21 protein-coding genes are annotated in these 21,883 nt (G+C 35.8%); all 21 read left to right on the top strand.

The genetic code is table 11. From position 1 onward, the window contains the following. Window positions 1–12: 12 nt before the first annotated feature. The 21 genes from AC1DDK_RS19735 (at window position 13) to AC1DDK_RS19635 (ending at window position 21,879) form a co-directional block, all read left to right on the top strand. Window positions 13–630 carry a hypothetical protein gene (locus AC1DDK_RS19735; RefSeq protein ID WP_337718000.1) on the top strand — a complete coding sequence of 206 codons (618 nt, stop codon included), beginning with the start codon at window positions 13–15 and terminating at the stop codon, window positions 628–630. Window positions 631–1,037: 407 nt separating this feature from the next. Further along, window positions 1,038–1,961 (top strand): hypothetical protein, encoded by a 924-nt coding sequence (locus AC1DDK_RS19730; RefSeq protein ID WP_337718002.1) that lies wholly within the window; start codon window positions 1,038–1,040, stop codon window positions 1,959–1,961. A 449-nt stretch (window positions 1,962–2,410) separates the two neighbouring features. Then, complete coding sequence (locus AC1DDK_RS19725; RefSeq protein WP_337718004.1) at window positions 2,411–3,238, top strand: 2OG-Fe(II) oxygenase; 828 nt, start codon at window positions 2,411–2,413, stop codon at window positions 3,236–3,238. 6 nt (window positions 3,239–3,244) lie between these two features. Beyond that, window positions 3,245–3,937 carry a hypothetical protein gene (locus tag AC1DDK_RS19720; protein WP_337718006.1) on the top strand — a complete coding sequence of 231 codons (693 nt, stop codon included), beginning with the start codon at window positions 3,245–3,247 and terminating at the stop codon, window positions 3,935–3,937. Between the two features lie 181 nt (window positions 3,938–4,118). Further along, window positions 4,119–5,255, top strand: a complete 1,137-nt coding sequence (gene gmd, locus AC1DDK_RS19715; protein WP_337718007.1) for a GDP-mannose 4,6-dehydratase — start codon at window positions 4,119–4,121, stop codon at window positions 5,253–5,255. A 26-nt stretch (window positions 5,256–5,281) separates the two neighbouring features. Further along, window positions 5,282–7,849, top strand: a complete 2,568-nt coding sequence (locus AC1DDK_RS19710) for an SLBB domain-containing protein (protein WP_337718009.1) — start codon at window positions 5,282–5,284, stop codon at window positions 7,847–7,849. 17 nt (window positions 7,850–7,866) lie between these two features. Beyond that, window positions 7,867–8,952 carry a Wzz/FepE/Etk N-terminal domain-containing protein gene (locus tag AC1DDK_RS19705; RefSeq protein WP_337718010.1) on the top strand — a complete coding sequence of 362 codons (1,086 nt, stop codon included), beginning with the start codon at window positions 7,867–7,869 and terminating at the stop codon, window positions 8,950–8,952. Window positions 8,953–8,957: 5 nt separating this feature from the next. Next, window positions 8,958–9,275 carry a polysaccharide biosynthesis protein gene (locus AC1DDK_RS19700; protein WP_337718012.1) on the top strand — a complete coding sequence of 106 codons (318 nt, stop codon included), beginning with the start codon at window positions 8,958–8,960 and terminating at the stop codon, window positions 9,273–9,275. A 219-nt stretch (window positions 9,276–9,494) separates the two neighbouring features. Beyond that, window positions 9,495–10,778, top strand: coding sequence for an oligosaccharide flippase family protein (locus AC1DDK_RS19695; RefSeq protein WP_337718014.1), 1,284 nt, complete (start codon window positions 9,495–9,497; stop codon window positions 10,776–10,778). Then, complete coding sequence (locus AC1DDK_RS19690) at window positions 10,759–11,295, top strand: acyltransferase (RefSeq protein WP_337718017.1); 537 nt, start codon at window positions 10,759–10,761, stop codon at window positions 11,293–11,295. Before AC1DDK_RS19695 ends, AC1DDK_RS19690 begins: the two co-directional genes overlap by 20 nt. Window positions 11,296–11,372: 77 nt before the next feature. Further along, window positions 11,373–12,551 (top strand): polysialyltransferase family glycosyltransferase, encoded by a 1,179-nt coding sequence (locus tag AC1DDK_RS19685; RefSeq protein WP_337718019.1) that lies wholly within the window; start codon window positions 11,373–11,375, stop codon window positions 12,549–12,551. Between the two features lie 10 nt (window positions 12,552–12,561). Next, window positions 12,562–13,251 carry an acyltransferase gene (locus tag AC1DDK_RS19680; RefSeq protein ID WP_337718021.1) on the top strand — a complete coding sequence of 230 codons (690 nt, stop codon included), beginning with the start codon at window positions 12,562–12,564 and terminating at the stop codon, window positions 13,249–13,251. A 92-nt stretch (window positions 13,252–13,343) separates the two neighbouring features. Further along, window positions 13,344–14,258, top strand: a complete 915-nt coding sequence (locus AC1DDK_RS19675) for an NAD-dependent epimerase/dehydratase family protein (RefSeq protein WP_337718023.1) — start codon at window positions 13,344–13,346, stop codon at window positions 14,256–14,258. Further along, window positions 14,255–15,415, top strand: coding sequence for a glycosyltransferase (locus tag AC1DDK_RS19670; protein WP_337718025.1), 1,161 nt, complete (start codon window positions 14,255–14,257; stop codon window positions 15,413–15,415). The genes AC1DDK_RS19675 and AC1DDK_RS19670 overlap by 4 nt, the downstream gene beginning before the upstream one ends. A gap of 122 nt (window positions 15,416–15,537) precedes the next feature. After that, window positions 15,538–16,614, top strand: a complete 1,077-nt coding sequence (locus AC1DDK_RS19665; protein ID WP_337718027.1) for a hypothetical protein — start codon at window positions 15,538–15,540, stop codon at window positions 16,612–16,614. Then, on the top strand, window positions 16,593–17,486 hold the full coding sequence (locus AC1DDK_RS19660; protein WP_337718029.1) for a rhamnosyltransferase: 894 nt from the start codon (window positions 16,593–16,595) through the stop codon (window positions 17,484–17,486). Before AC1DDK_RS19665 ends, AC1DDK_RS19660 begins: the two co-directional genes overlap by 22 nt. A gap of 18 nt (window positions 17,487–17,504) precedes the next feature. Then, window positions 17,505–18,248, top strand: coding sequence for a glycosyltransferase (locus tag AC1DDK_RS19655; RefSeq protein ID WP_337718030.1), 744 nt, complete (start codon window positions 17,505–17,507; stop codon window positions 18,246–18,248). Between the two features lie 43 nt (window positions 18,249–18,291). Further along, window positions 18,292–19,434: an N-acetyl sugar amidotransferase gene (locus AC1DDK_RS19650; protein WP_337718032.1), complete on the top strand. Its 1,143-nt coding sequence runs from the start codon at window positions 18,292–18,294 to the stop codon at window positions 19,432–19,434. Continuing rightward, entirely contained in the window at window positions 19,431–20,045 is a 615-nt protein-coding gene (gene hisH / locus AC1DDK_RS19645; RefSeq protein ID WP_337718034.1) for an imidazole glycerol phosphate synthase subunit HisH, read from the top strand. The genes AC1DDK_RS19650 and hisH overlap by 4 nt, the downstream gene beginning before the upstream one ends. Continuing rightward, window positions 20,045–20,824 (top strand): AglZ/HisF2 family acetamidino modification protein, encoded by a 780-nt coding sequence (locus AC1DDK_RS19640; protein WP_337718036.1) that lies wholly within the window; start codon window positions 20,045–20,047, stop codon window positions 20,822–20,824. Before hisH ends, AC1DDK_RS19640 begins: the two co-directional genes overlap by 1 nt. Window positions 20,825–20,844: 20 nt before the next feature. Then, a complete protein-coding gene (locus AC1DDK_RS19635; protein ID WP_337718039.1) occupies window positions 20,845–21,879 on the top strand; it encodes a polysaccharide biosynthesis protein in 1,035 nt (344 codons plus the stop codon). Window positions 21,880–21,883: the final 4 nt, after the last annotated feature.

Genomic DNA, 21,883 nt, shown 5'->3' with positions numbered 1-21,883 from the left:
AAATTAACGCTCATGAAAACACTCAGCAAATTAATACTACTTATTTTATTATCAGCAAGTTTTATGGCTTGTGAAAAAAGCAGCGATGGTCCCTCAAATGAGAACCCGGGTCCCGTTAAGGGTCCTGTAATCGGTAATGGAGAGGTAGTGGATAATACACTGTATATGGCCTTCAAAACACCTGATTGGGAACGAAAGATCGACTGTACCCATCTTGATCTGGATCCTATCGGCTTAAACGATTCCACATCATATGTATCGGCAACATCGGCCTCTACAAATGAAACATTTTACTTTTCATTTCCCCGTGATAGCTCGGTTATGGTAAGGTCTTCCAATATTAAAAAGTATGGGATCACAAGAGTTGGGGCCAATAAAAAGCCCTTTGAGTTTTCACAAACACTTCCAATAATTGCAAATTCAACCACAAAATTAGTAAGTCTGTCCGGTTCCAGCTCCGATTCTTATAACGAAGTTTTAGAGATCAAGTATATAGGTGTTAAAGGGAATTATGCTCAATTTCAGATAAAATGCCGTTACAGCATGAGTATGGGGGAAGTCCTTAACGAAAGTAACAAGAGGTTGGTAACGGGGACTTTCCATTTTAAAGTTAAAACAAAACGAATATAGCGCTCTGAGATTTAATAGTTAATAATCGTAAAGCAGCCCTGGCATACCGGGGCTGTTTTCGTTTGTCAATAATAAATTGAAACAACCGTCATCTCTAACATTGCCCGTCGTCTTGAACATAGTGAGAGATCTCTTGCCTGAACCTCCCCCCCCCCACCCAACAACCCAATAGAGTCTTATTCAACTAAATGATTTATCGATAATCCTCTTTCATTTATGTGAATAATTTATAGCAGATAATGGATTTAGGTTTATACCGCCAAAAATATTGTTGGAATTGATTTTATGTCTTCAGTTGGTATAGTTATAAATTATATTGTGCACGATCTTTAATTGCTAGGGGGTCGTTAATAAAGGTGTTGTTTGTCAGGTACTTAATATTATATTTGTAAGTCAAATGACTTCCAATGAAAAAGCTCTTATTAATTCCAGTATTAGTGTTATTTTTTATATCCTGCCGTAAAAAGGATGCAGGGAAAGAATCTCCTGAAGGGAAATTGTACTCTGTTGAATTTTCGACAAGTTCATTCAATGTTGATTATAGCCCAGTTAAAACGGCAATATCATCAAATAAGAAAGTATCTTCAGTGGAGCCCTCGGATTCGAACTCAGGGGTTAACCACATTTATTATCTAGTTTACAAAGGGGATATCTACGTTAAGATGATTCATCAGGTTAGGACTGATCCGAAATTCGGGAAAATAAAAGATGAGCTTGCGAAAGGGCGTTATAATGTTGCTTTTTTTGCCTCAGGAGAACCATTAAACATCACTGCTCGCGAAAACAAATTGAATTTTGGAAAGCCGGGAACCGTAGTCTACTATGAAAGGTTTTTACTAGACCTTGAAGGAGACGTGAGGAAAAATGTCGAACTTCGAAGAATTACAGCGTTGCTGCGCATAAATATCGAAGATAATGTACCTATAAGCGTGAAAAAAATTCATTATGTAGTAAAGTATGAACTGTCGGGAGAAAATATATCTACGGAAATGAGAATATCGAGTGGAGAATTAGATACCTTCGATACTTTTTTTTTCACCCAAACAATGGTGGAGTCAAATTACGGGAAACCTATATCTTTGGATATTTTTCTTCCATACAGAATTAACGATTCGCATCCTCAAGAGGGTTCTAATGTCACCGTAGATATTTTTGCTTATGATTCCACTGAACAGGTCATTGCATCTGACAAAATTCGGTTTGTGATGATTGGTTTAGATAAAAAAGCCACGCTTTCAGGAAAATTATTTGACACAAATGGTGGTAGAGAAGGTATTCAAATTCGTCTGCCCGACACAACTCTTGAAGAGTTGCCAGTGATAAATTTTTAAAGTTTGCAACTATTATTGGGGTTCCTTTGTTAAGTGTCAGATACTATCATGGTGAACAAAGACTCTTAATATTGTGGTTGTATGTCTTTGACGTTCATTTTTATGGCTTTTTTATCTTGTGGTTATTTATATTGATTAGATATTTTGAATAGTTAAAAAATATTGGCACATAAATTTGTTAATAGCAGGTTTTATGTGTTCAAATCAATAACTTGAATAGGACAAACTTTGTTACTCAAAATAAGGGGCGTATTGAGTATGATGAATTGACGATTTGTGACTTAAAAGAAGACAATCAGGTGATTTATGTCATATAATTTTATTTTAATCTAAATGATATTATTGTTTTACATTTGATAAGGGATAACCTTGTTATTAACTGTATATATGAAAAAACTTTTACTACTAGTTCTATTCTTGCTAGGTTATTATTCTATAAATTTACATACATGAATATTTTACATCCATCTATAACAGATATAAAACAACTAGGGAAAGATATGCATCAGAAATACATAAGCGCTGATCCTTTCCCCAGTATTGTATTAGATAATTTTTTTAACGAGGAGTTTTTAAGCAAAGTGGCCGATGAATTTCCTGACTTGTCTAAACAAAAGGATGTAAAGAAATATGATAACCATAATGAAAAGAAGCTGGAAGCTTTGGGCGAGAAACACTTCAGTGAATCAGCACGTTTGCTGGCTCATTTTTTAAATTCACAGCCAATATTGGAATTTTTGCAGGAGCTTACGGGGATTAAGGAAACTTTACTACCGGATCCTTATTTTTTGGGCGGCGGCTATCATGAAATAAAATCAGGTGGTTTGTTAAAAGTGCATGCTGATTTCAATAAGCATGAATTAGCATTGGTGGATCGTCGCATTAACTTGCTAGTTTATCTTAATAAGGACTGGGATGAAAGCTACGGCGGACATTTTGAACTGTGGGATCGTGACATGAAGGAGGCGCGCACAAAGGTATTGCCGATTTTTAATCGGATAGCTATATTTTCAACCACCGATTTTTCATACCATGGTCACCCTAATGCGCTAGCCTGCCCGCCAGACAGGAGTCGGAAATCTCTGGCATTATATTATTATAGTAATGGCCGACCAAAAAGCGAGGTAAATCACAAACCGCATGGAACGCTATTTGTAAACCGATCAGGAACGAAAAATGATGTTACCAAAGAACCTATCACCTTGCGCAGCGTATTATATGATTTAACACCACCAATATTAATCAGGCTGGCTAAGAAAGTCATTCGATCAAATTAAGTATATATGAAAAAACCTTTACTACTAGCTCTATTCTTGCTAACTAATGTTACTGCATTTTCACAAATGAATGGCGACTATAATTATAGTATTGCCATCAGAGGATATAGTATGGTTGAGATGCCTAAAGTATTTAATGAAACCAGCTCTGATAAGTTTACAGACGCTTATTTTAACGGAGTGATGGTTAAATTTAACGACAACCAGTTTAGCTATCGTTTAAACGGGACCTATTATAATAAATCCAAAAAGTTTTTCAATGAGTGTGAAACATGCCAGGAAGCTGATGGTAAGCTTCTAGACTACTCCTTTAAATTAGGATTTGAAAAGAACTTTAATTATTCACGGATTCAACCCTATGTCGGACTTGATTTGGGCTATCGTTACAACAGGTTTAAAGGTAGCCTGCAGAATAGAAACCAATTGAGAGACGTGAGTGCAGATGCCGTAGGCCAGGAGATTGAATCTACTAAGCATGGAATTATGGTATCCCCGGTTATAGGGTTTAAAATCAATCCAATACCTCAGATTTCTATTTTCGCCGAAGGCACTCTGGATCTTTTGTACTCTTTCGAGAAGCAGAAAACGATTTTGCAGGATATTAATAATACCCGAACAGTCAATAACGACCGGACAACCGAATTTCTTTTGAATCCTTTTTCAGTAGGGATTCAAATCCATTTAGGAAGCAATAAATAGCTTTCTACTTCATATGTGCCTTTATTCGAGGTTTATCTTTTGCTTTCAAAGTAAATAATTCCGTATGTTTGCGTGAATAAATTGAACACACTTATCAATGAAACTGCATGAGCTTACCGCTCAAATCTAACTTAAACAAGTCTCATGCAAACTTCATAACACCTAAAGCGTAAACACACAGATGAAAATTGCCTTAATTACGGGAGTAACGGGACAGGATGGAGCCTATTTAGCTGAATTTTTGTTAAAAAAGGGATACTTTGTACATGGATTGAAAAGAAGATCTTCATCGTTTAATACAGAGCGTATAGATCACCTTTATCAGGATCAACACGAAAATAATGTAAATTTCAAATTGCACTATGGCGATTTAACCGATTCAACCAATTTAATTCGTATCGTCCAGGAAACCCAACCCGATGAGATTTATAACCTAGCTGCAATGAGTCATGTTAAGGTGAGTTTTGAAACACCTGAATATACTGCAAATGCAGATGGAATTGGAACACTTAGATTATTAGAAGCTGTTCGGATATTGGGTCTTACCAAAAAAACTAAAGTTTATCAGGCTTCTACTTCCGAGTTATATGGATTGGTTCAGGCTGTCCCTCAAAGCGAAACAACCCCTTTCTATCCACGGTCACCCTATGCGGCAGCAAAAATGTATGCTTACTGGATTACGGTTAACTACAGAGAGGCTTATGATATGTTTGCCTGCAACGGCATTTTGTTTAATCACGAAAGTCCAGTTAGGGGCGAAACCTTTGTTACCCGTAAAATCACTCGTGCGGCATGTAAAATAGCGCTGGGCCTGCAGAGCTGTCTATACCTTGGCAATCTCTCGGCACAACGCGATTGGGGTCACGCAAAGGATTACATCGAAGCCATGTGGTTAATCCTGCAACAGGAAAAGCCAGAGGATTACGTAATCGCTACAGGCGTTACGACAACGGTTAGAGATTTTGTTAAAATGAGTTTTGCCGAATTGGGAATTGAAATTGAGTTCAGTGGAAAAGACCAATACGAGCGAGGTGTAATTATTGATGTTGATCAGGACCTGGTTGTTCAACTTGGGTTAAATGACGAGTATTTAAAACCAGGTACTATTGTGGTACAGGTTGATGAAAAGTACTTCAGGCCAACAGAGGTTGATCTGCTATTGGGCGATCCAACAAAAGCCAATACCAAACTGGGTTGGAAACCTAAATATGATCTTCCGCTATTAGTAAAAGACATGGTTCATTCCGATCTGCATTTGATGAAAAAGGATGAGTACTTAAAGCAAGGCGGCTTTAAAACATTAAATTATTTCGAATAAGCTATTTCATACACTATCAATTACCTATGAAGTTTAAAAATATACTTACCGCATTATTTTTCTTCTTTGCCATTATTCTTTCTCAATCGGCATTTTCGCAAACCAATTATGCGGATGTAAAAGTTGATGACTTAACTGATACACAAATCCGACAACTGATGCAGAGAGCGGAATCGGTAGGATATAATGATGCTCAGCTGGAGCAAATGGCTGCAGCTCAGGGCATGAATGCCACTGAAATTCAGAAACTCCGTTTAAGGGTTGAGAAGATCAGAAAACAGGAAGGTGGCCAAAGTAATGATAAATCAGATACCAATGGTTCTAACAAAAATCAGCAAAATGGAAATGAGCTGGACAGAACCAGAGGGTTTGATAAGCAAAATGTACGCGATACCACTAAGAATAATAATAAAACCGATTCCAGCGGTAATCTGAAAACTAAGAAGGCTTTGGAAGAGGAAAAGCTTGAAGAAATGAAAAAGCTTTTCGAAGGCCTTAAACCTAAAATATTTGGTGAAGATTTGTTTAAAAATGAGAACCTTACTTTTGAGCCAAACCTTCGTATGGCTACGCCGAAAAGCTATGTAGTTGGTCCTGATGATGAATTGCTGATCGATTTAAGTGGCGACAATGAAGTCAACTATAAACTTAAGGTAAGTCCTGATGGCACCATTCGTTTACAATACGTAGGATTGATATCAGTAGGTGGATTAACCATTGAACAGGCCACTTCAAAGATCCGGTCAAGCATGGCAAGTACCTACCCAAGTTTAAGATCAGGCAGAACGAGTGTTGCCATAACTTTGGGTAATATCAGAAGTATTAAGGTTACCGTAATAGGAGAGGTCGTTAAACCAGGATCATACACCGTTCCTTCGCTGTTTACGGTATTTAATGCCTTATATGAATCAGGAGGACCGAACAGGAACGGGTCTTTCCGTAAAATACAGGTGGTTAGGAACAACAAAGTTGTATCTACTATAGATGTTTATGATTTTCTGTTAAACGGAATCCAGCTAAACAATATCCGCTTGCAGGATCAGGATGTGATAAATGTACCTGTGTATCAAACACGGGTTGAAATGGCCGGAGAGGTTAAACGCCCGGCATTGTACGAGGCCTTAAATACGGAGACTTTAGAAGACATGGTTAGGTTTGCCGGTGGATTCTCTAACGATGCTTATACGGCGCAGATCAAGGTACTTCAAAAAACAAATAAGGAACGTAAAATCACCGATGTTCCGGCTGACGATTACAATAAATACAATCCATTAAATGGCGACAAATATGTGGTCGAGGGTATTCTGGATCGTTTCGAAAACAGGGTAGAGATTTCAGGGGCCGTTTTCCGTCCGGGTCAGTTTGAGCTTGACGAGAACTTAACCTTAAAACAATTGATCGGCAAGGCTGATGGCTTAAAGGAAGATGCATTTTTAAACAGAGGCTATATCTCAAGGTTAAATGCAGACAACAGCTTATCACTTTTATCATTCGATGTGGCCAAAGTATTGGCCGGAACTGAAGCAGATATTAAGCTGCAGAGAGAAGATAAGGTGACTATTTCTTCAATATTCGATTTAAGAGAAGAATATAAAGTAACCATCCAGGGAGAGGTTAGAGAGCCGGGTACTTTCGAATATGGAGATAATATGAATCTGGAATCCTTGATCCAAATGGCAGGTGGTTTTAAAGAAGGTGCTACGCCAAATCGTATTGAGATATCAAGAAGGATTAAAAATAGTGATGCAACTTCGGCATCTGCACAAACTGCAGAGGTATTTACCGTTAATGTAGACCAGAATCTAAAAATTCAGGAGAAAGACTTTACTTTAAAGCCGTTTGATATAGTTTCCATTCGTACCTCTGAGAGCTATCAGGTACAGAGACAAGTAAAAGTTGAAGGAGAAGTGCTATATCCCGGAACTTATACCATTACAAAAAAGGATGAGCGCATTTCAGATATCATGAAAAGAGCGGGCGGCCTAAGTCCTTTGGCTTATGTAGAGGGAGCTTCTTTAAAACGTACAGGTGGTGCAGAAGCAAGAGCCATAGATAGTCTGGAGAGAAGAAAAGAAGAGAAGGAAAAGCTGATGAACTTGCAACGCTTGAAGCAGTCTGGGGCTAAGGACACAACCACATTTGAAAAAGATATACAGGTTCTGCGTAGTGATCTGGTAGGTATTGATTTAGTGAGAATCCTAAAAAAACCACTATCTAGAAATGATTTGATTGTAGAGGATGGAGATGTAATACGTGTTCCTAAGGAACTGCAAACAGTAAGAGTAACTGGAGAGGTTTTAAAACCAAACAGTATAGTTTATATTAAAGGCAGAAGCTTTAAAGGATACGTTGATGGTGCTGGAGGTTTTAGTTATAACGCCTATAAAAAGGGTGCTTATATTGTATATTCTAATGGATCAGTGGCAGCAGCGAAGAAATTCTTGTTCTTTAATAATTACCCTCAGGTTAAGCCAGGTGCAGAGATTTTTGTGCCAAAACGTGCTGAGAGAGAAAAAATGAACGTTCAGGCTTGGATAGGAATTAGTACAGCTTTTGCATCATTAGCAGCAATAGTAGTTAGTTTGTTAAGGTAATTGATTGTCTGATCGATATGAGTCTAGGAAATATAAATAATCAATCAAATGTCTCTTCAGATGAGATTTCTTTAAAAGAGCTATTACTTAAAATAAGGGAATGGTGGCAATACCTTTTATCTAAATGGGCTATTATACTTGCTTTTGGCGTATTAGGTTCTTTATTGGGATTTACTTATGCTTATTTCAAAAAAGCTGTTTACACCGCTACGACAACCTTTGTTTTGGAGGATGGGGGATCAAATACAGCAGGAGCGTTAGGAAATCTAGGTGGATTGGCATCCATAGCTGGAATTGATATTGGTGGGAGCGGAGGTATCTTTCAGGGTGATAATATACTTGAGTTGTATAAGTCACGTAGTATGATTGAGAAAACATTACTAACTGAAGTTCAATATGAAAACCGAAAAGTACCATTGGTAGACCTTTATGTCGAATTTAATAAGCTCAAAGAGAGCTGGGATAAATCTACTAATCTAAAGAACATCTATTTTAAAAAGTCATTGAAATATAGTCGGTTACAGGATAGTGTTTTAGGAATTATTGTTCAGAGTATTAATGCAAATATTTTAAAGGTTTCAAAACCTGATAAGAAATTAAGTATAATTAAGGTAGAGGTTAAGTCTTCAAATGAATTTTTTTCCAAAGCTTTCAATGATGAGATTGTTAAAAATGTAAATGATTTTTATGTCCAGACTAAGACAAGAAAATCATTAGATAATATTTCTATTTTGCAACAAAAAACGGATTCCGTAAGGATGGTTATGAATGGGGCAATCTATAAAGCTGCTGAAGTAGCGGATGCAACTCCTAATTTGAATCCAACTCGCCAAACTCAAAGAATTGCACCTGTGCAGAAATCTCAGTTTAATGCTGAAACAAATAAAGCTATACTTGCTGAGTTAGTTAAGAATCTGGAATTATCTAAAATTTCTCTTCGTAAAGAAGCTCCTTTGATCCAGGTTGTTGATTACCCTGTCTTTCCTTTGGAGAAAGATAAGTTCGGAAAATTAAGAGGGATTATTGCGGGAGGGGGAATAGCAGGATTCCTGATATGTTTAGTTTTAATAGGCAGAAGGCTTCTGAAAAAAATTCTAGAATAAAAGATATGGATATTTTAAACTTAATTGGACGTAGGCAAGAATTATTCGAAAATGACATCAATATTTGTGAACAGGAGTTAAGCGATGTTGTAGGAATCTCTAAATTCTTAGTTATTGGAGGTGCCGGTTCTATCGGTCAAGCTGTTGCAAAAGAGATCTTCAAAAGAAATCCATTAAAACTTCATGTGGTTGATATTAGTGAAAATAAGATGGTAGAGCTGGTACGTGATATTAGAAGCTCTTTCGGATATATAGATGGTGATTTTCAGACGTTCGCGCTAGAGATGATCGGCAAAAAGGCCGCGCATCTGGCGAGAATGTAGTATACGTCCCAATAGAATATTCCGCCATACAAAATGTGATGGATAAACTGTTTTCAATTGATCTATGTATTAAATGAGCTAACGCTTATTAAAAAAAGCAATGTAAACGAATTTAAGAAAATTAAAAAGATAGTATTGCCGGAAGAAAGAAGTGTTGATATTGATACAATGGCAGGTTGAGTTCTAGCCGAGTATTATTAAGTATTTTTAACAAATAGAATGAAATTATTTAAGTCATTTTCCCTTTATACTATTGCCTCCTTTACAGAAGCAGCGATAGCCTTTCTTCTGCTACCGCTCTTCACATTCTATTTAACCACAAAAGATTTTGGGACTTTGTCTTTGCTTACCTCAATTTTTAGTTTTACTATGCCGTTAGTTGCCCTTGGGGCTCAAGGGGCAATATCGGTGGCTTATTTTAGAGAAGATAAAGCTAATTATCCCAGTTATTTTTCTTCTGCTATTTTTTCGCCATTTATCTCAACACTTATCATTTTCTCATTGGTTTTTGTATTTGGTTCTTTTATAGGGAATTATCTGAAGATATCAATATATTGGATCATGTGTGTGCCTATTTTTTGTTTTCTGTCTTTTTTTAATAATTTGGTTTTAGTAGATTTTCAAATTAAGAAGGAACCAATTAATTATGTTGTCTTTAGCCTTTCATCTTCTACCATAAATGTTTTGCTCTCTTTATTATTGGTTATTGTATTCAAATTTGGGTATGCTGGTAGGCTTCTTGGACAGTACTTTTCTATTTTTTTATTCTCTCTTATAGGAATATTCATCCTGTACAAGAAAAGAAAAATCCTGATCAAACAAATCAATTTCAAATACGTAAAGGATGCCTTATGGTTTGGTTTCCCGTTAATACCTCATGCTATAGGTGGGATGGTTATTAATATGTCTGATCGTTTGTTTATCGATCATTTTTATAGTAAAGAGCAGTTAGGGATTTATAACATTGGATATGTGATCGGATCTGCCATCTCTATTTTGAGTACCGGGTTTGCTCAGGTAATTGTGCCTTTTAGTTATGAGTTATTTGCTAAAAATACGGTGGCATCTAAAATAAAGGTTGTTAAAGTATATTGGTTATTTATAGCACTTCTAGCCTTTGTTGTTTTTTTTGTGTGGTTAGTTACCCCTTTAGTGTTTAAATGGTTTATCGATCCGAAGTTTATAGAAGGAAGTAAATACGTAATTTGGATAACTGTCGGATATTTTTTTCAGGGTCTATATTTATTATTTGCTAATATTATTTTCTATCTAAAGAAAACCAAAGTATTGTTTTATGTTTCATTCTTAAATGTTTTTGTTAACCTGAGTCTTAATTATTTTCTAATTCCCTGGTTAGGACCGATAGGTGCAGCTTATGCAACGTGCATAAGTTTCTTTGTGTTCTTTGTTACAGTTGGGGGCTTTTGTCATAGTGTTTATCCATTGCCTTGGTTAGGAGCTTTTACTAAAACAACAGTAGATTATGATGAAAATTATAAATAAAATTTTAGCGAAAGTGCATTCTATTCTAAAAGGGGCATATCACGCTAACTTATATGATAGTTATAGAACAAGCTATAATATCCATGAGTCTTTTTTCTTTAATGGAGAAGGGATATTATTTTATGGCGATGGAGAAATTAATATTGCTGAAAATAGTTATATAGGACGGTTCTCCATAATTCAGATTGGCAAAGGGGAAAAAGTAGAAATTGGTAAAAATTGTAGCATTGGACCATTTTTGAAAATCTGGACAAATACCGCTGAAGTAGATTCAGATTTTAATTTTCCGGATAAAAAACTAAGTAAGTTTGGGAGCGTGATAATCAAAGATGCTGTATGGATCGGTGCGAACGTCTTTATTTCGCCGGGTGTTACAATTGGATCAAATGCCGTTGTGGGTGCAAATGCAGTTGTAACTAAGGATGTTCCCGACTTTGCTATTGTTGGTGGCATTCCGGCTAAGGTGTTAAGATTCAAAAATATAAATAAATATGGAGATTTCGATAAAAGCACATAAGATGTATATGTTCTGTGTGTTTTATTTTCTGAAACTCAAAGAGTTTTGGTTAACCCTATCTCCTTTAATTTTAAAGCATGAAAAATAGCAAGAAGTCATTAATCGCAATTCAAGGGACAGCTCAGTTTCTCGCAGCGTATATTGCCCTTCGTTGGTATGAAGAGTCGATTCAAAAAGAGAGTAGTGATACCACCATCTTACTCTATGATACAAGCGTATCAAAGGATAATGAATCTTTATTTTTGAATTCTGTAAAAATGATGGCACAAGCTGTCTCTTTGAATAATGTAATTTTTATCAGCGAAACTGAGATGAGAGATCTCTCATTAAATTGGTATTCAAAATGCAAGAGAAAATTAAAATCAAAATTAGATAATATCGATTTTGACAGCGTATTGATTGCCCGGGACTATGGTAGTTTTGGAACTCAGTTAATCTTGAACGCTTATCCTAATGCTTTGAGCATTGAATATGGGGATTCATTTGGTCTTGTTGGAAACGAAAATGCATTAAAGACTTCATTTAGTGATTTTTTGAATCGGCCTTTAAATATACTTAAAGGGATTGTAAAAAAAGTCTTATATAATCATTACCCAAAGCGTATTAATTTTGATTTGACGATCTTAACTCTCCCTATGGATTGGAGCGGGAGATATTTAGCACATAAAAATCTAATTGTTCCTCCTAAAGCATTTGCGACAGATTTAATTATGAAGATGGTGAATCAATTACCTGATTTAATTAACTTCTGTAATGAAATACTAAATCATGTACCAAATAATAGTCATTTGTATTTAACAAGTAATTTGGCTAATTCAGGATTAACAAATTATGAGAATGAGTTGTCGCTGTACGAAGACGTGATTCGAGAAACTTCTGAGATTGGGAAATGTATTATTTTGAAGAATCATCCGAGGGCTTCTAATCTTATCCTAAAGGATTTGTATGAAAAATTAAAAGATCAGTATACAGTTATACTCATTGATAATAATGAGTATAGTCTTTATCCGATAGAACTATGGTTACTTTTTATTGAAAAATGTTGTATTTTGCCTGTTTTTTCTTCTAGTGTAGTGAGCTTAAAATACTTTTATAACAAAGATTCGATAATGCCTTTGAGTGAGAAAAAAATAGACAAATATTTATTTAGAGATTCAGTTCCGCACTTAGTTCGTGGGGAACTTTTTTGTAGAAATGCGACAAATGCTTTGGAAAGGTGGGACGGGAAGTCAGCATTATGGAAAACTCCTAACTAATTGTAGAACTATGTTGAATTATATAAAAGCCTTGATTTTAAATCGTAAAAGTAGATTTAAAAGACGTTTTTTATCAAATATCTCTTCCAAGGTTTTTTTTGGACCGAATGTACAAATATTGGGCATGGAGAATGTTTTAATAAAAGATAACTGCACAATTGGTGGAGATACTTTATTCACCATAAATAATAGGGATAATAAGGATATTCAGCTGGAGATTGGGCGTAATAGCTATATTGGAAGAGATAGTTTTTTTTCAGTCGGTAAGTCTATTGTCATAGGAGATTACTGTATATTTGGAAATAAATGCTCTTTCATTTGTAGTGATCATATTTTTGATAATCCTTTAGTTCCGTATGCCCTTTCAGGTAATAGTTATGAAAAAACGATTAGGATCGGTGTAAACTGTTGGCTTGGGCATGATGTTAGTGTAATTGGCAACATAAATATAGGTCACGGGTGTGTAATAGGGGCAAAGACCTTAATTACCAAAGATATTCCTCCTTTTAGTATGGTAGTAGGAAATCCAGCGAGGATAGTAAGGACTTTTAATTTTGATTCAGGATGCTGGGAAAAAGGAGAGCAGCAGCTAACATCCATTTATCATGATGAGAGGACATATTTGGGCAGTTTAATAAAGCATTCTAAAGATTTACCTCTTGGTTACCATTCAGCCTCGCATGAATATGGTGATCTTTAGAAGGGTATAAAAATAGACGCTAAAAAGTTTTAAAAGTAATACGATGGAAGATCCAGTCATATTTTTATGAGCTGACCATAAAATTGAAATAAATGAAAAATGTATTAATAACAGGCGCCTACGGATTTTTAGGACGTAATGTTGCCAAAGAATTTAAAGCAAATGGCGCTTATGTTGTTGGAATAGGTCATGGTAAATGGTATCAGGATGAGTACACCAAATGGGGGATTGACGAGTGGCACGAGACAACCATCACATTTGAAGCCTTATTGAATGTAAATCAGGAGTTCGATGTCATAGTTCATTGTGGAGGAAGTGGTTCTGTAGGTTTTTCTCATGAGAATCCTTATGAAGATTTCCAGAAAAGTGTTCAAAGTACTTTATCTTTATTGGAGTTTATCAGGCTTAGAAATCCTCAATGTAAGTTTATTTATCCTTCTAGTCCGGCAGTTCAGGGGAATTTAGGAAATATACCTATCAAGGAAAGTATGGAGTCTGTACCGGTATCCCCTTATGGATTTCATAAGAAAATTGCGGAGCAACTTTGTCTTTCTTACCATAACAATTTTAATATTCAAGTGGGCATAATACGTTATTTCTCCATATATGGGGCTGGATTAAAAAAGCAATTATTATGGGATGCCTGTAGAAAAATACAAGAATCCGATGTGGTTGTATTTTTCGGTACAGGAAAAGAAACTAGGGATTGGCTAAATATTAGTGATGCAGCGCGGCTCTTGCGAATGTTCTCAGAACATGTTAAGGGCTATGATGTGATCAATGGTGGATCTGGGCGAAGTATTGAGATTCAGAAAGTCATCAGTGATTTATGTAGTCATTTTAATAAACCGGTGTCAGTTAAGTTTAATGGAGCAACCAAAGAGGGGGATCCAATTTATTTTTGGGCGGATATTACAAAGGCATTGAGTCTTGGTTGGAAACCTGAAATAGATGTCGAAGACGGATTGGAAGGTTATGTTAAATATTATAAAGGATTAACATCATGATCAGAGTAGGATTTTTATTGGGCTTTCCAGTTGAATATAAGGGAGGGATCAACTATATTAAGAACTTGCTTTATGCAATACATAAATTTCATAGCAAAGAGATAGAGATTTATCTTTTCGTACCGAGTGATTTGGAGGAGGAATACATTACTTTGTTTAAGGATTATGCTAAAATAATACATACCAAAATCATACAGCGTAAAACGTTTCCCTGGTTAATTAGTAAGGTTAGTCAGAAGTTTTTTAATTTCGACCCGCTGACTTATCGTCTTTTAAAGAAATATAAAATAAACGTCATCTCTCATTCTAATTATGTTTTTCCTGGAGATTCTATAAAGACTATAAACTGGATACCTGATTTTCAGTATCTGCATTATCCAAAGTTGTGGACACATAAGCAATTGAAGCTTGAACATCGTTTGCATAAAGAATGGATTTTAAAGAGTGATAGAATTGTTGTCAGTAGTTTTGATGCGTTAAAGGATCTGGTTAGTGTTTATCCTAAAGATGAAAGCAAGGTTAGTGTGCTCCACTTCGTTTCCCAGCCCGATATACTTAAATATGATGAGCCTATAGATATTAGTCAATATGTAAAGGGCAAATATTTTTATCTTCCGAATCAATTTTGGGAGCATAAGAACCACTTGATTGTCTTCAAGGCAGTGAAGGAATTGAAGAAAAAAGGTTTGGATGTTAAAGTGCTGACCAGCGGTTTAATGAATGATTTTAGAAGTAAAAATCAGCATGTGGAAATGCTGAGGAAATATGTTGAAGATCATCAATTAACTGAGAACGTTTCTTTCTTAGGGCTGATTCCTTATAAGGATGTACTTCAGTTGATAAAAGAAGCTGTAGCGGTAATCAATCCTTCGTTTTTTGAAGGCTGGAGTTCTACTGTTGAAGAATCAAAAAGTATAGGTAAATCCATCATATTGTCAAATATAAATGTACATCAGGAGCAAGATCCTTCGAATGCTTTTTATTTTGACCCTACAGATAAAATTGAACTGGCTAGTATCATGGAGGACCTATGGTTAAATGCTGATCAGATGAATTTACAAAATAGAAAGGAGCAATTATTAATTAATCTTGATAACCGCACACGCGCTTTTGCTGATGATTATAAGGCAATAATAGATCAGCTCCTACCATCATAATGGCAGAAACAATGAGAACAAGTAAGGTGATTAATTCTTTGATGGTGATGTTTTTTATCTCCACATTGCTTGTTCCTGTTTTTATTTTAAATAAATTCTGTTTTTTATCCATAATTGGCATTATGCTGTTTAATCTAGATGCTAAAAACAGGATTTATACATCGGCACCAATAGTTGTATTTTGCATATTTTTATTTGGATTTTTATTGTCTTTTTTTGGGGTGGCAGACAGAGCATTAAGCAACCAGTTTATGGTTTCTGTCGCAGTTCTTTTCTTGATATATCCAATTCATCGGTATCAAATTGATATAGATAGGATTGTAAAACGATCAGGAATGTGGCTTTCCGTATTTACAGGGGTCTTCTTTTTAGCTGTAGTTACTTTTCCTGGTAATCCAATATCAAACGTTCTAACTTTTATTTTCGATAATTATAGTGCTGGTTCTTACGGTTTAAGAGATTTTTCTGAAGAAGCAACCTTAAGTTTTCATATAGGTACAGTACCTTTTCTATATCTTCCTTTTGCATTGTTTTTTCTAAGTTACTTAAAGGATAAAAAGCGTAAAAATATTCTTGGAATGCTGGTGATATTTCCCGCTATTGTCGCTAGCGCCTCGCGAGGTTTGTGGATGGTTTCCTTAATTAGTTTGATCGTAATTTATTTTCTTAATTTGAGGCTGTCGACCAAAATAATCTTTGTACTGATTAGTATTCCAATTGTTGTTTCTGTATTTGGCTACTTGATTGCCAATACCGTCCTGTTTAGTTCAGGTGAAGAGTCAAATAGTGTGAAAATAGGGCATATCACTTCATTCTTTGATCAACTGGACTGGACTAATTTTTTTATTGGTAATGGGCTAGCCTCTTTTTATTATTCATCTGGATCGGGTGTAATGAAGGCCCATACTGAAGTTACACCGCTAGATATGCTTCGATATTTTGGATTTATACTAACGCCAATTTTGTACACGGCAATATTCTTTCCAATAAAAAATCTTCGCGCTTATATTGGTGAAAATAGGTTTTATACACTAATTTTTGTGCTTTACTTAATCAACTCCTTTACCAATCCAATTATGTTTAATTCTTACGGCTTGTTAACTGTACTGTGGTATTGGTCGAAAATATTAAATAGTGAAAAACCCCTTCAACCAGGGAGTGATAGTAACATCGATGTATGGAAACCTGTCGTAATTTGAAGATGAAAGTTTTTGCTGTAATTGTAACTTACAATCCTGATTTTGATCATGTTGCCAATCTGTGCAAGGTGCTTATTCAAAGCAATTGTAATGTCGTTTTCGTAGATAACTCCGGAAATGGTGGTTTGGATAAGTTTTCGAAAGTAGCTGAAGTGTCTGTTCTGGACTTAGGAACTAATGAAGGTATTGCTCATGCGCAGAATGTTGGGATTGATTATGCGGTAAAGCAAGGTGCAGACACCATTGTGTTTTTTGATCAGGATTCGCAAATTGAGCTGAATTTCTTATCGGCGCTATTGGCACCGCTGGTTATTGGGACACCAAAGGTGGTAGCTTCGGTATTTTTTGATGCGAAGCAGGGTTATGAGTATCCTTCTTTTAGGTTTAGCCGGTTCGGGTTGCTAAAAAAAATATATAGTACAGGGAAACAGGCACCTTATCCTGTAGACGTGATTATATCATCTGGTTCGGCAGCTACTATAGCGGTTTTTGATATTGCTGGAGTGATGGATGAGGCTTTTTTTATAGATTTTGTAGATATTGAGTGGTCAATAAGGTGTCGTAGAAATAATATTCCAATTGAGATTGTTCCACAGGCAATTATGAGACATTCTATTGGAGAAACCTCTATTAATTTAGGCGTAATGAGAGGATTCATCCACAGTGCTCAAAGGAGCTATTATAAAGTGAGAAATCCTTTTTTGTTACTAAGGAAAGCAGATATACCCAAGGCTTTAGCAGTTAAAGAGATCGTAGCTGCTATGGTTCATCAGCTGTTATTTATTTTTGCGGTAAAGAAAAAACAGGACTATATAAAAAGCTATATGTATGGAATTTTAGATGGGATAAAAGGGATAACAGGTAAAAAATAAATTATAAAAACTACCATTTTGAGAATTAGTGTCTGTATTGCAACCTATAATGGGGAAAAATTTTTGCTGGAGCAGCTGGAGTCTATTTTATACCAATTGTCCGCGGATGATGAAGTTATTGTTGTGGATGATTGTTCTAAAGATAGAACAATCGAAGTATTAAAATCTATCAAGGATGACAGAATTAAAATTTTTATCAATGATACAAATAGAGGACATGTGTATTCCTTTGGGCGTTCCATCTCATTGGCAAACCATGATGTAATTTTCATGGCGGATCAAGATGACGTTTGGATAGCAGGAAGAGTCGAATTAATGAAAAAAGAACTCTTATCAGGTAAACGATTGTTGGTTTCTTCTAATTCTGGTTTCATGGATGTGAATGGGAATCCATTGGAATATTATTTAGATGGTGTCCATTCCGTGGATTCTGATAATTATTTAAAAAATATTTTGGCTATTTTTACTGGCAAAACAAACTATTATGGTTGTGCCATGGCTTTCTCTAAAAGACTTATTGAGGTTATTTTACCTATCCCAGAATATGTTGAATCACATGATCTTTGGATTGCAATGGCAGCGAATTTGTTAAAATCGAATGTACATCTTGATGAGGAGACATTTAATAGGAGAATTCATGGAAATAATGCCAGTATAGTGAATAGAAGTCTTTTCGCGAAATTAAGATCAAGATGGATTTTTGCCAAAAGTCTGTTTGAAATTTCAGTTAGAATAAGACGAAGTAAATTGTTTGTCGATTAAGAACCTTTTTTGGTAAAATATTTAATAATAGGAAGATAAAAATATGATTCAAAGAGCATACCAGATCTGTACAAAAACGATTATGGATACATCAGATCCAAAAATTGTCTTTGATAAAGATGGCATAAGTGATTATTACTACAATTTCCATGATGTCATCCTGCCGAACTGGAAGACTGACCACAATGGAGAGACTGAGTTGATGAGGATGGCTGAAAAGATAAAACAGCAAGGAGTAGGCAAACCTTTCGATTGTATTATTGGCATGAGTGGAGGCTTAGATAGTTCTTATTTGGCTTACATTGCTAAAGAGAAGATGGGGCTAAGACCTTTGATTTTCCACGTTGATGCTGGTTGGAATACACAACAAGCCGTTGGAAATATTGAAAAATTAGTGGATGGCTTGGGACTGGACTTATATACAGAAGTTATCAACTGGGAGGAAATGAAAGATTTACAGGTCGCATTTTTAAGGTCGCAAATACCCGATCAGGATTTGGTACAGGATTATGCCTTTTTTTCGGCACTTTACAAATTCGCGAAAAAAAATAAGATAAAATACGTCTTAACCGGATCAAATATATCTACTGAATGCTGCAGAGAACCTGAGGAATGGGGTGGCTATGCTGGTATTGATGAGACTTTAGTCAATGATATACACACGCGTTTTGGAAAAAGACCGTTAAAAACCTTCCCAATTGTAGATATTTTAAAGTATAAAATATATTATAAATATGTTTTAGGAATGCAGGTGTTTAAGCCATTGGATCTGGTTCCGTTTAACAAAAAGGAAGTTGAGCAATTGCTCCTGGATAAATTTGGATGGCAAAAATTCCAGCACAAACATCATGAATCCCGCTTTACTAGATTTTATGAAGACTATTGGTTACCTAGAAAATTTGGTTTCGAAAAAAGGCGCGCACACTTCTCTAGCTTGATTCTAACTGGTCAGATGACAAGAGAGGAAGCACTAACTAGAATCTCTAAACCAGAATTGGACGAGCAAATTTTAAAGCAGGAGTTTGAATACGTTGCAAACAAGCTGGACCTTACTGTAGCCGAGTTACAAGCCATTTTTGATGGTCAGAATAAAACTTACAGGGATTACAAAAACAAAAAAGGAATTATAACTCTGGGAACCAGAGTAATGAGGACATTGGGCTTAGAAAAAAGATTATTCAGGTGATTGCAATTATAGATTATGGTGTTGGGAATATTCGCGCATTTGCTAATATTTATAAAAAGTTAAATGTACCTTTCAAAATAGCTCAAAAGGCAGAAGATCTGGAGCATGTAGACAAACTGATTCTACCTGGTGTTGGCGCATTTGATCATGCTATGAGTCAGCTGGATGCATCTGGAATGAGACAAAGATTGGATGAGTTAGTGCTGGAAAAGAAGCTTCCTGTGGTTGGTATTTGTGTGGGCATGCAGATGCTGGCAAAATCAAGTGACGAAGGTCAGCTTCCCGGTCTTGGATGGATCAATTCCAGTGTTAAAAAGTTTGACGAAAGCAAAATAAAATTCAAAACACATTTACCTCATATGGGCTGGAATGACATTCATATCATTAAAGAAAATCCTCTAATGAGGGGATTGGAGCACAATGCTAAATTTTATTTTCTGCATTCTTATTATTTTGAATGTAATCAATCTGAGGATGCTATCTCGACAGCTGACTATGGCATAGAATTTACCTGTGCTGTTAATAAGAAAAATGTTTACGGTGTTCAGTTTCATCCTGAAAAAAGTCATGAATACGGAATCAAACTTTTAAAAAATTTCTCAGATTTGTAATGTTAAGACCTAGAATAATACCATGTCTATTGGTTCATGATAAGGGCCTCGTTAAAACAGTAAAATTTAAAGACCCAAAATATGTGGGCGACCCTATAAATGCGGTAAGGATTTTTAATGAGAAGCATGTTGATGAGCTTTCAGTTTTTGATATTGATGCATCTGTGCTTAATCGAGAGCCGGATTATAAGATGATTGAAAATCTAGCTGCAGAATGTAGAATGCCTTTATGTTATGGCGGCGGCGTTAAAACTGCTGAACAGGCTCAGCATATCTTCAGTTTGGGTGTGGAGAAAATTGCAATTAGTTCTGCAGCAGTAAATGATCCCATGTTAGTTAGTAGGATAGCCGAGCGTGTAGGAAATCAAAGTGTGGTAGTCGTTATTGACGTTAAAAAGAAATTGTTAGGAGGATACGAAGTATACATTAACAATGGAAAAAAAGGAACTGGTAAAAATCCATTTGAGCTAGCGAAGCAAGTACAAAAGTATGGAGCCGGTGAAGTCGTAATCAACTTTATTGACAATGATGGAATGATGAAAGGATATGATATGAACCTTGCTGAAAAGATGAGAGAGAGTATCACCCTGCCTTTAACCGTTCTGGGAGGTGCTGGTTCGCTTGATGATATTGGTCAGCTAATTAGTCAGTTTGGTATCATAGGTGCATCTGCAGGGAGTTTATTTGTTTTTAAAGGGGTATATAAAGCCGTGTTAATAAACTATCCTAGTCCTGAGGAAAAGGATGCACTTATAAAGAGTAATTTTAAATTTAATTAAGCTAGTATTAGAAAAAACAGATGTTAAAAAATAAAGCTTTATTGATTACAGGTGGCACTGGTTCATTTGGAAACGCAGTACTACAACGATTCTTGCATACTGATCATTTTAAAGAAATTCGTATTTTTAGTAGGGATGAGAAGAAACAAGATGATATGCGCAATCAGCTTAAAAATGATAAGTTGAAGTTTTATATTGGGGACGTAAGGGACTATGGGAGTATTGAACGAGCAATGCATGGTGTTGATTATGTCTTTCATGCTGCGGCCTTAAAACAGGTTCCTTCCTGTGAATTTTTCCCAATAGAAGCGACCAAAACAAATGTATTTGGTACTCAAAATGTAATTGATGCTGCAGTAGTTAATAAAGTGCAGAAAGTAATTTGTTTAAGTACTGATAAAGCTGCTTATCCTATTAACGCAATGGGAATTTCAAAGGCTTTAATGGAAAAAGTAGCTATTGCGGCCTCCCGAAATTCGGCTGAGACTACGGTTTGTTTAACAAGGTATGGTAATGTAATGGCTTCAAGAGGGTCAGTAATTCCCTTATTCTTAAAGCAGATTCAGGAAGGGCAGCCCATTACTATTACCGATCCAAATATGACACGATTTCTAATGTCATTGGAGGATGCGGTTGACCTGGTACTCTTTGCTTTTGAAAACGGTAATTCAGGGGATCTTTTTGTTAATAAAGCGCCGGCGGGAACTATAGGTGACTTGGCTGAGGCACTAAAACAGCTTTGCCATGCCGACAATGAAGTAAAGATTATAGGAACACGTCACGGTGAAAAGCTATATGAAACGCTATGTACTCGAGAAGAAATGGTCAAAGCTGAAGACTTGGGCGACTTTTATCGTATACCTGCAGATAATCGGGACTTAAATTATGCTCAATATTTCTCCGAGGGAGAAACAGACATTTCCAAAATAGAAGATTATCATTCCCACAATACTGAGCAGCTGGGGGTAGATGGTATGAAAAAATTATTATCTAATCTGCCTTTAATTAGGAAGGAAGTTTTTGAAGATATTAATGTCATTCAATACCCTGGATAAATAG

The sequence above is a fragment of the Pedobacter sp. 05T44 genome, assembly GCF_056395985.1.
Note: the sequence above shows the minus strand (reverse complement) of the source record. Positions and strands in the feature narration are given on the sequence as shown.

Excerpts from the sequence above, each read along its gene's own strand:
- AC1DDK_RS19735 (WP_337718000.1), top strand. The coding sequence starts at position 13 with ATGAAAACACTCAGCAAATTAATACTACTTATTTTATTATCAGCAAGT.
- AC1DDK_RS19730 (WP_337718002.1), top strand. The coding sequence starts at position 1,038 with ATGAAAAAGCTCTTATTAATTCCAGTATTAGTGTTATTTTTTATATCC.
- AC1DDK_RS19725 (WP_337718004.1), top strand. The coding sequence starts at position 2,411 with ATGAATATTTTACATCCATCTATAACAGATATAAAACAACTAGGGAAA.
- AC1DDK_RS19720 (WP_337718006.1), top strand. The coding sequence starts at position 3,245 with ATGAAAAAACCTTTACTACTAGCTCTATTCTTGCTAACTAATGTTACT.
- gmd (WP_337718007.1), top strand. The coding sequence starts at position 4,119 with ATGAAAATTGCCTTAATTACGGGAGTAACGGGACAGGATGGAGCCTAT.
- AC1DDK_RS19710 (WP_337718009.1), top strand. The coding sequence starts at position 5,282 with ATGAAGTTTAAAAATATACTTACCGCATTATTTTTCTTCTTTGCCATT.
- AC1DDK_RS19705 (WP_337718010.1), top strand. The coding sequence starts at position 7,867 with ATGAGTCTAGGAAATATAAATAATCAATCAAATGTCTCTTCAGATGAG.
- AC1DDK_RS19700 (WP_337718012.1), top strand. The coding sequence starts at position 8,958 with ATGGATATTTTAAACTTAATTGGACGTAGGCAAGAATTATTCGAAAAT.
- AC1DDK_RS19695 (WP_337718014.1), top strand. The coding sequence starts at position 9,495 with ATGAAATTATTTAAGTCATTTTCCCTTTATACTATTGCCTCCTTTACA.
- AC1DDK_RS19690 (WP_337718017.1), top strand. The coding sequence starts at position 10,759 with ATGATGAAAATTATAAATAAAATTTTAGCGAAAGTGCATTCTATTCTA.
- AC1DDK_RS19685 (WP_337718019.1), top strand. The coding sequence starts at position 11,373 with ATGAAAAATAGCAAGAAGTCATTAATCGCAATTCAAGGGACAGCTCAG.
- AC1DDK_RS19680 (WP_337718021.1), top strand. The coding sequence starts at position 12,562 with ATGTTGAATTATATAAAAGCCTTGATTTTAAATCGTAAAAGTAGATTT.
- AC1DDK_RS19675 (WP_337718023.1), top strand. The coding sequence starts at position 13,344 with ATGAAAAATGTATTAATAACAGGCGCCTACGGATTTTTAGGACGTAAT.
- AC1DDK_RS19670 (WP_337718025.1), top strand. The coding sequence starts at position 14,255 with ATGATCAGAGTAGGATTTTTATTGGGCTTTCCAGTTGAATATAAGGGA.
- AC1DDK_RS19665 (WP_337718027.1), top strand. The coding sequence starts at position 15,538 with ATGCTGTTTAATCTAGATGCTAAAAACAGGATTTATACATCGGCACCA.
- AC1DDK_RS19660 (WP_337718029.1), top strand. The coding sequence starts at position 16,593 with ATGGAAACCTGTCGTAATTTGAAGATGAAAGTTTTTGCTGTAATTGTA.
- AC1DDK_RS19650 (WP_337718032.1), top strand. The coding sequence starts at position 18,292 with ATGATTCAAAGAGCATACCAGATCTGTACAAAAACGATTATGGATACA.
- AC1DDK_RS19640 (WP_337718036.1), top strand. The coding sequence starts at position 20,045 with ATGTTAAGACCTAGAATAATACCATGTCTATTGGTTCATGATAAGGGC.
- AC1DDK_RS19635 (WP_337718039.1), top strand. The coding sequence starts at position 20,845 with ATGTTAAAAAATAAAGCTTTATTGATTACAGGTGGCACTGGTTCATTT.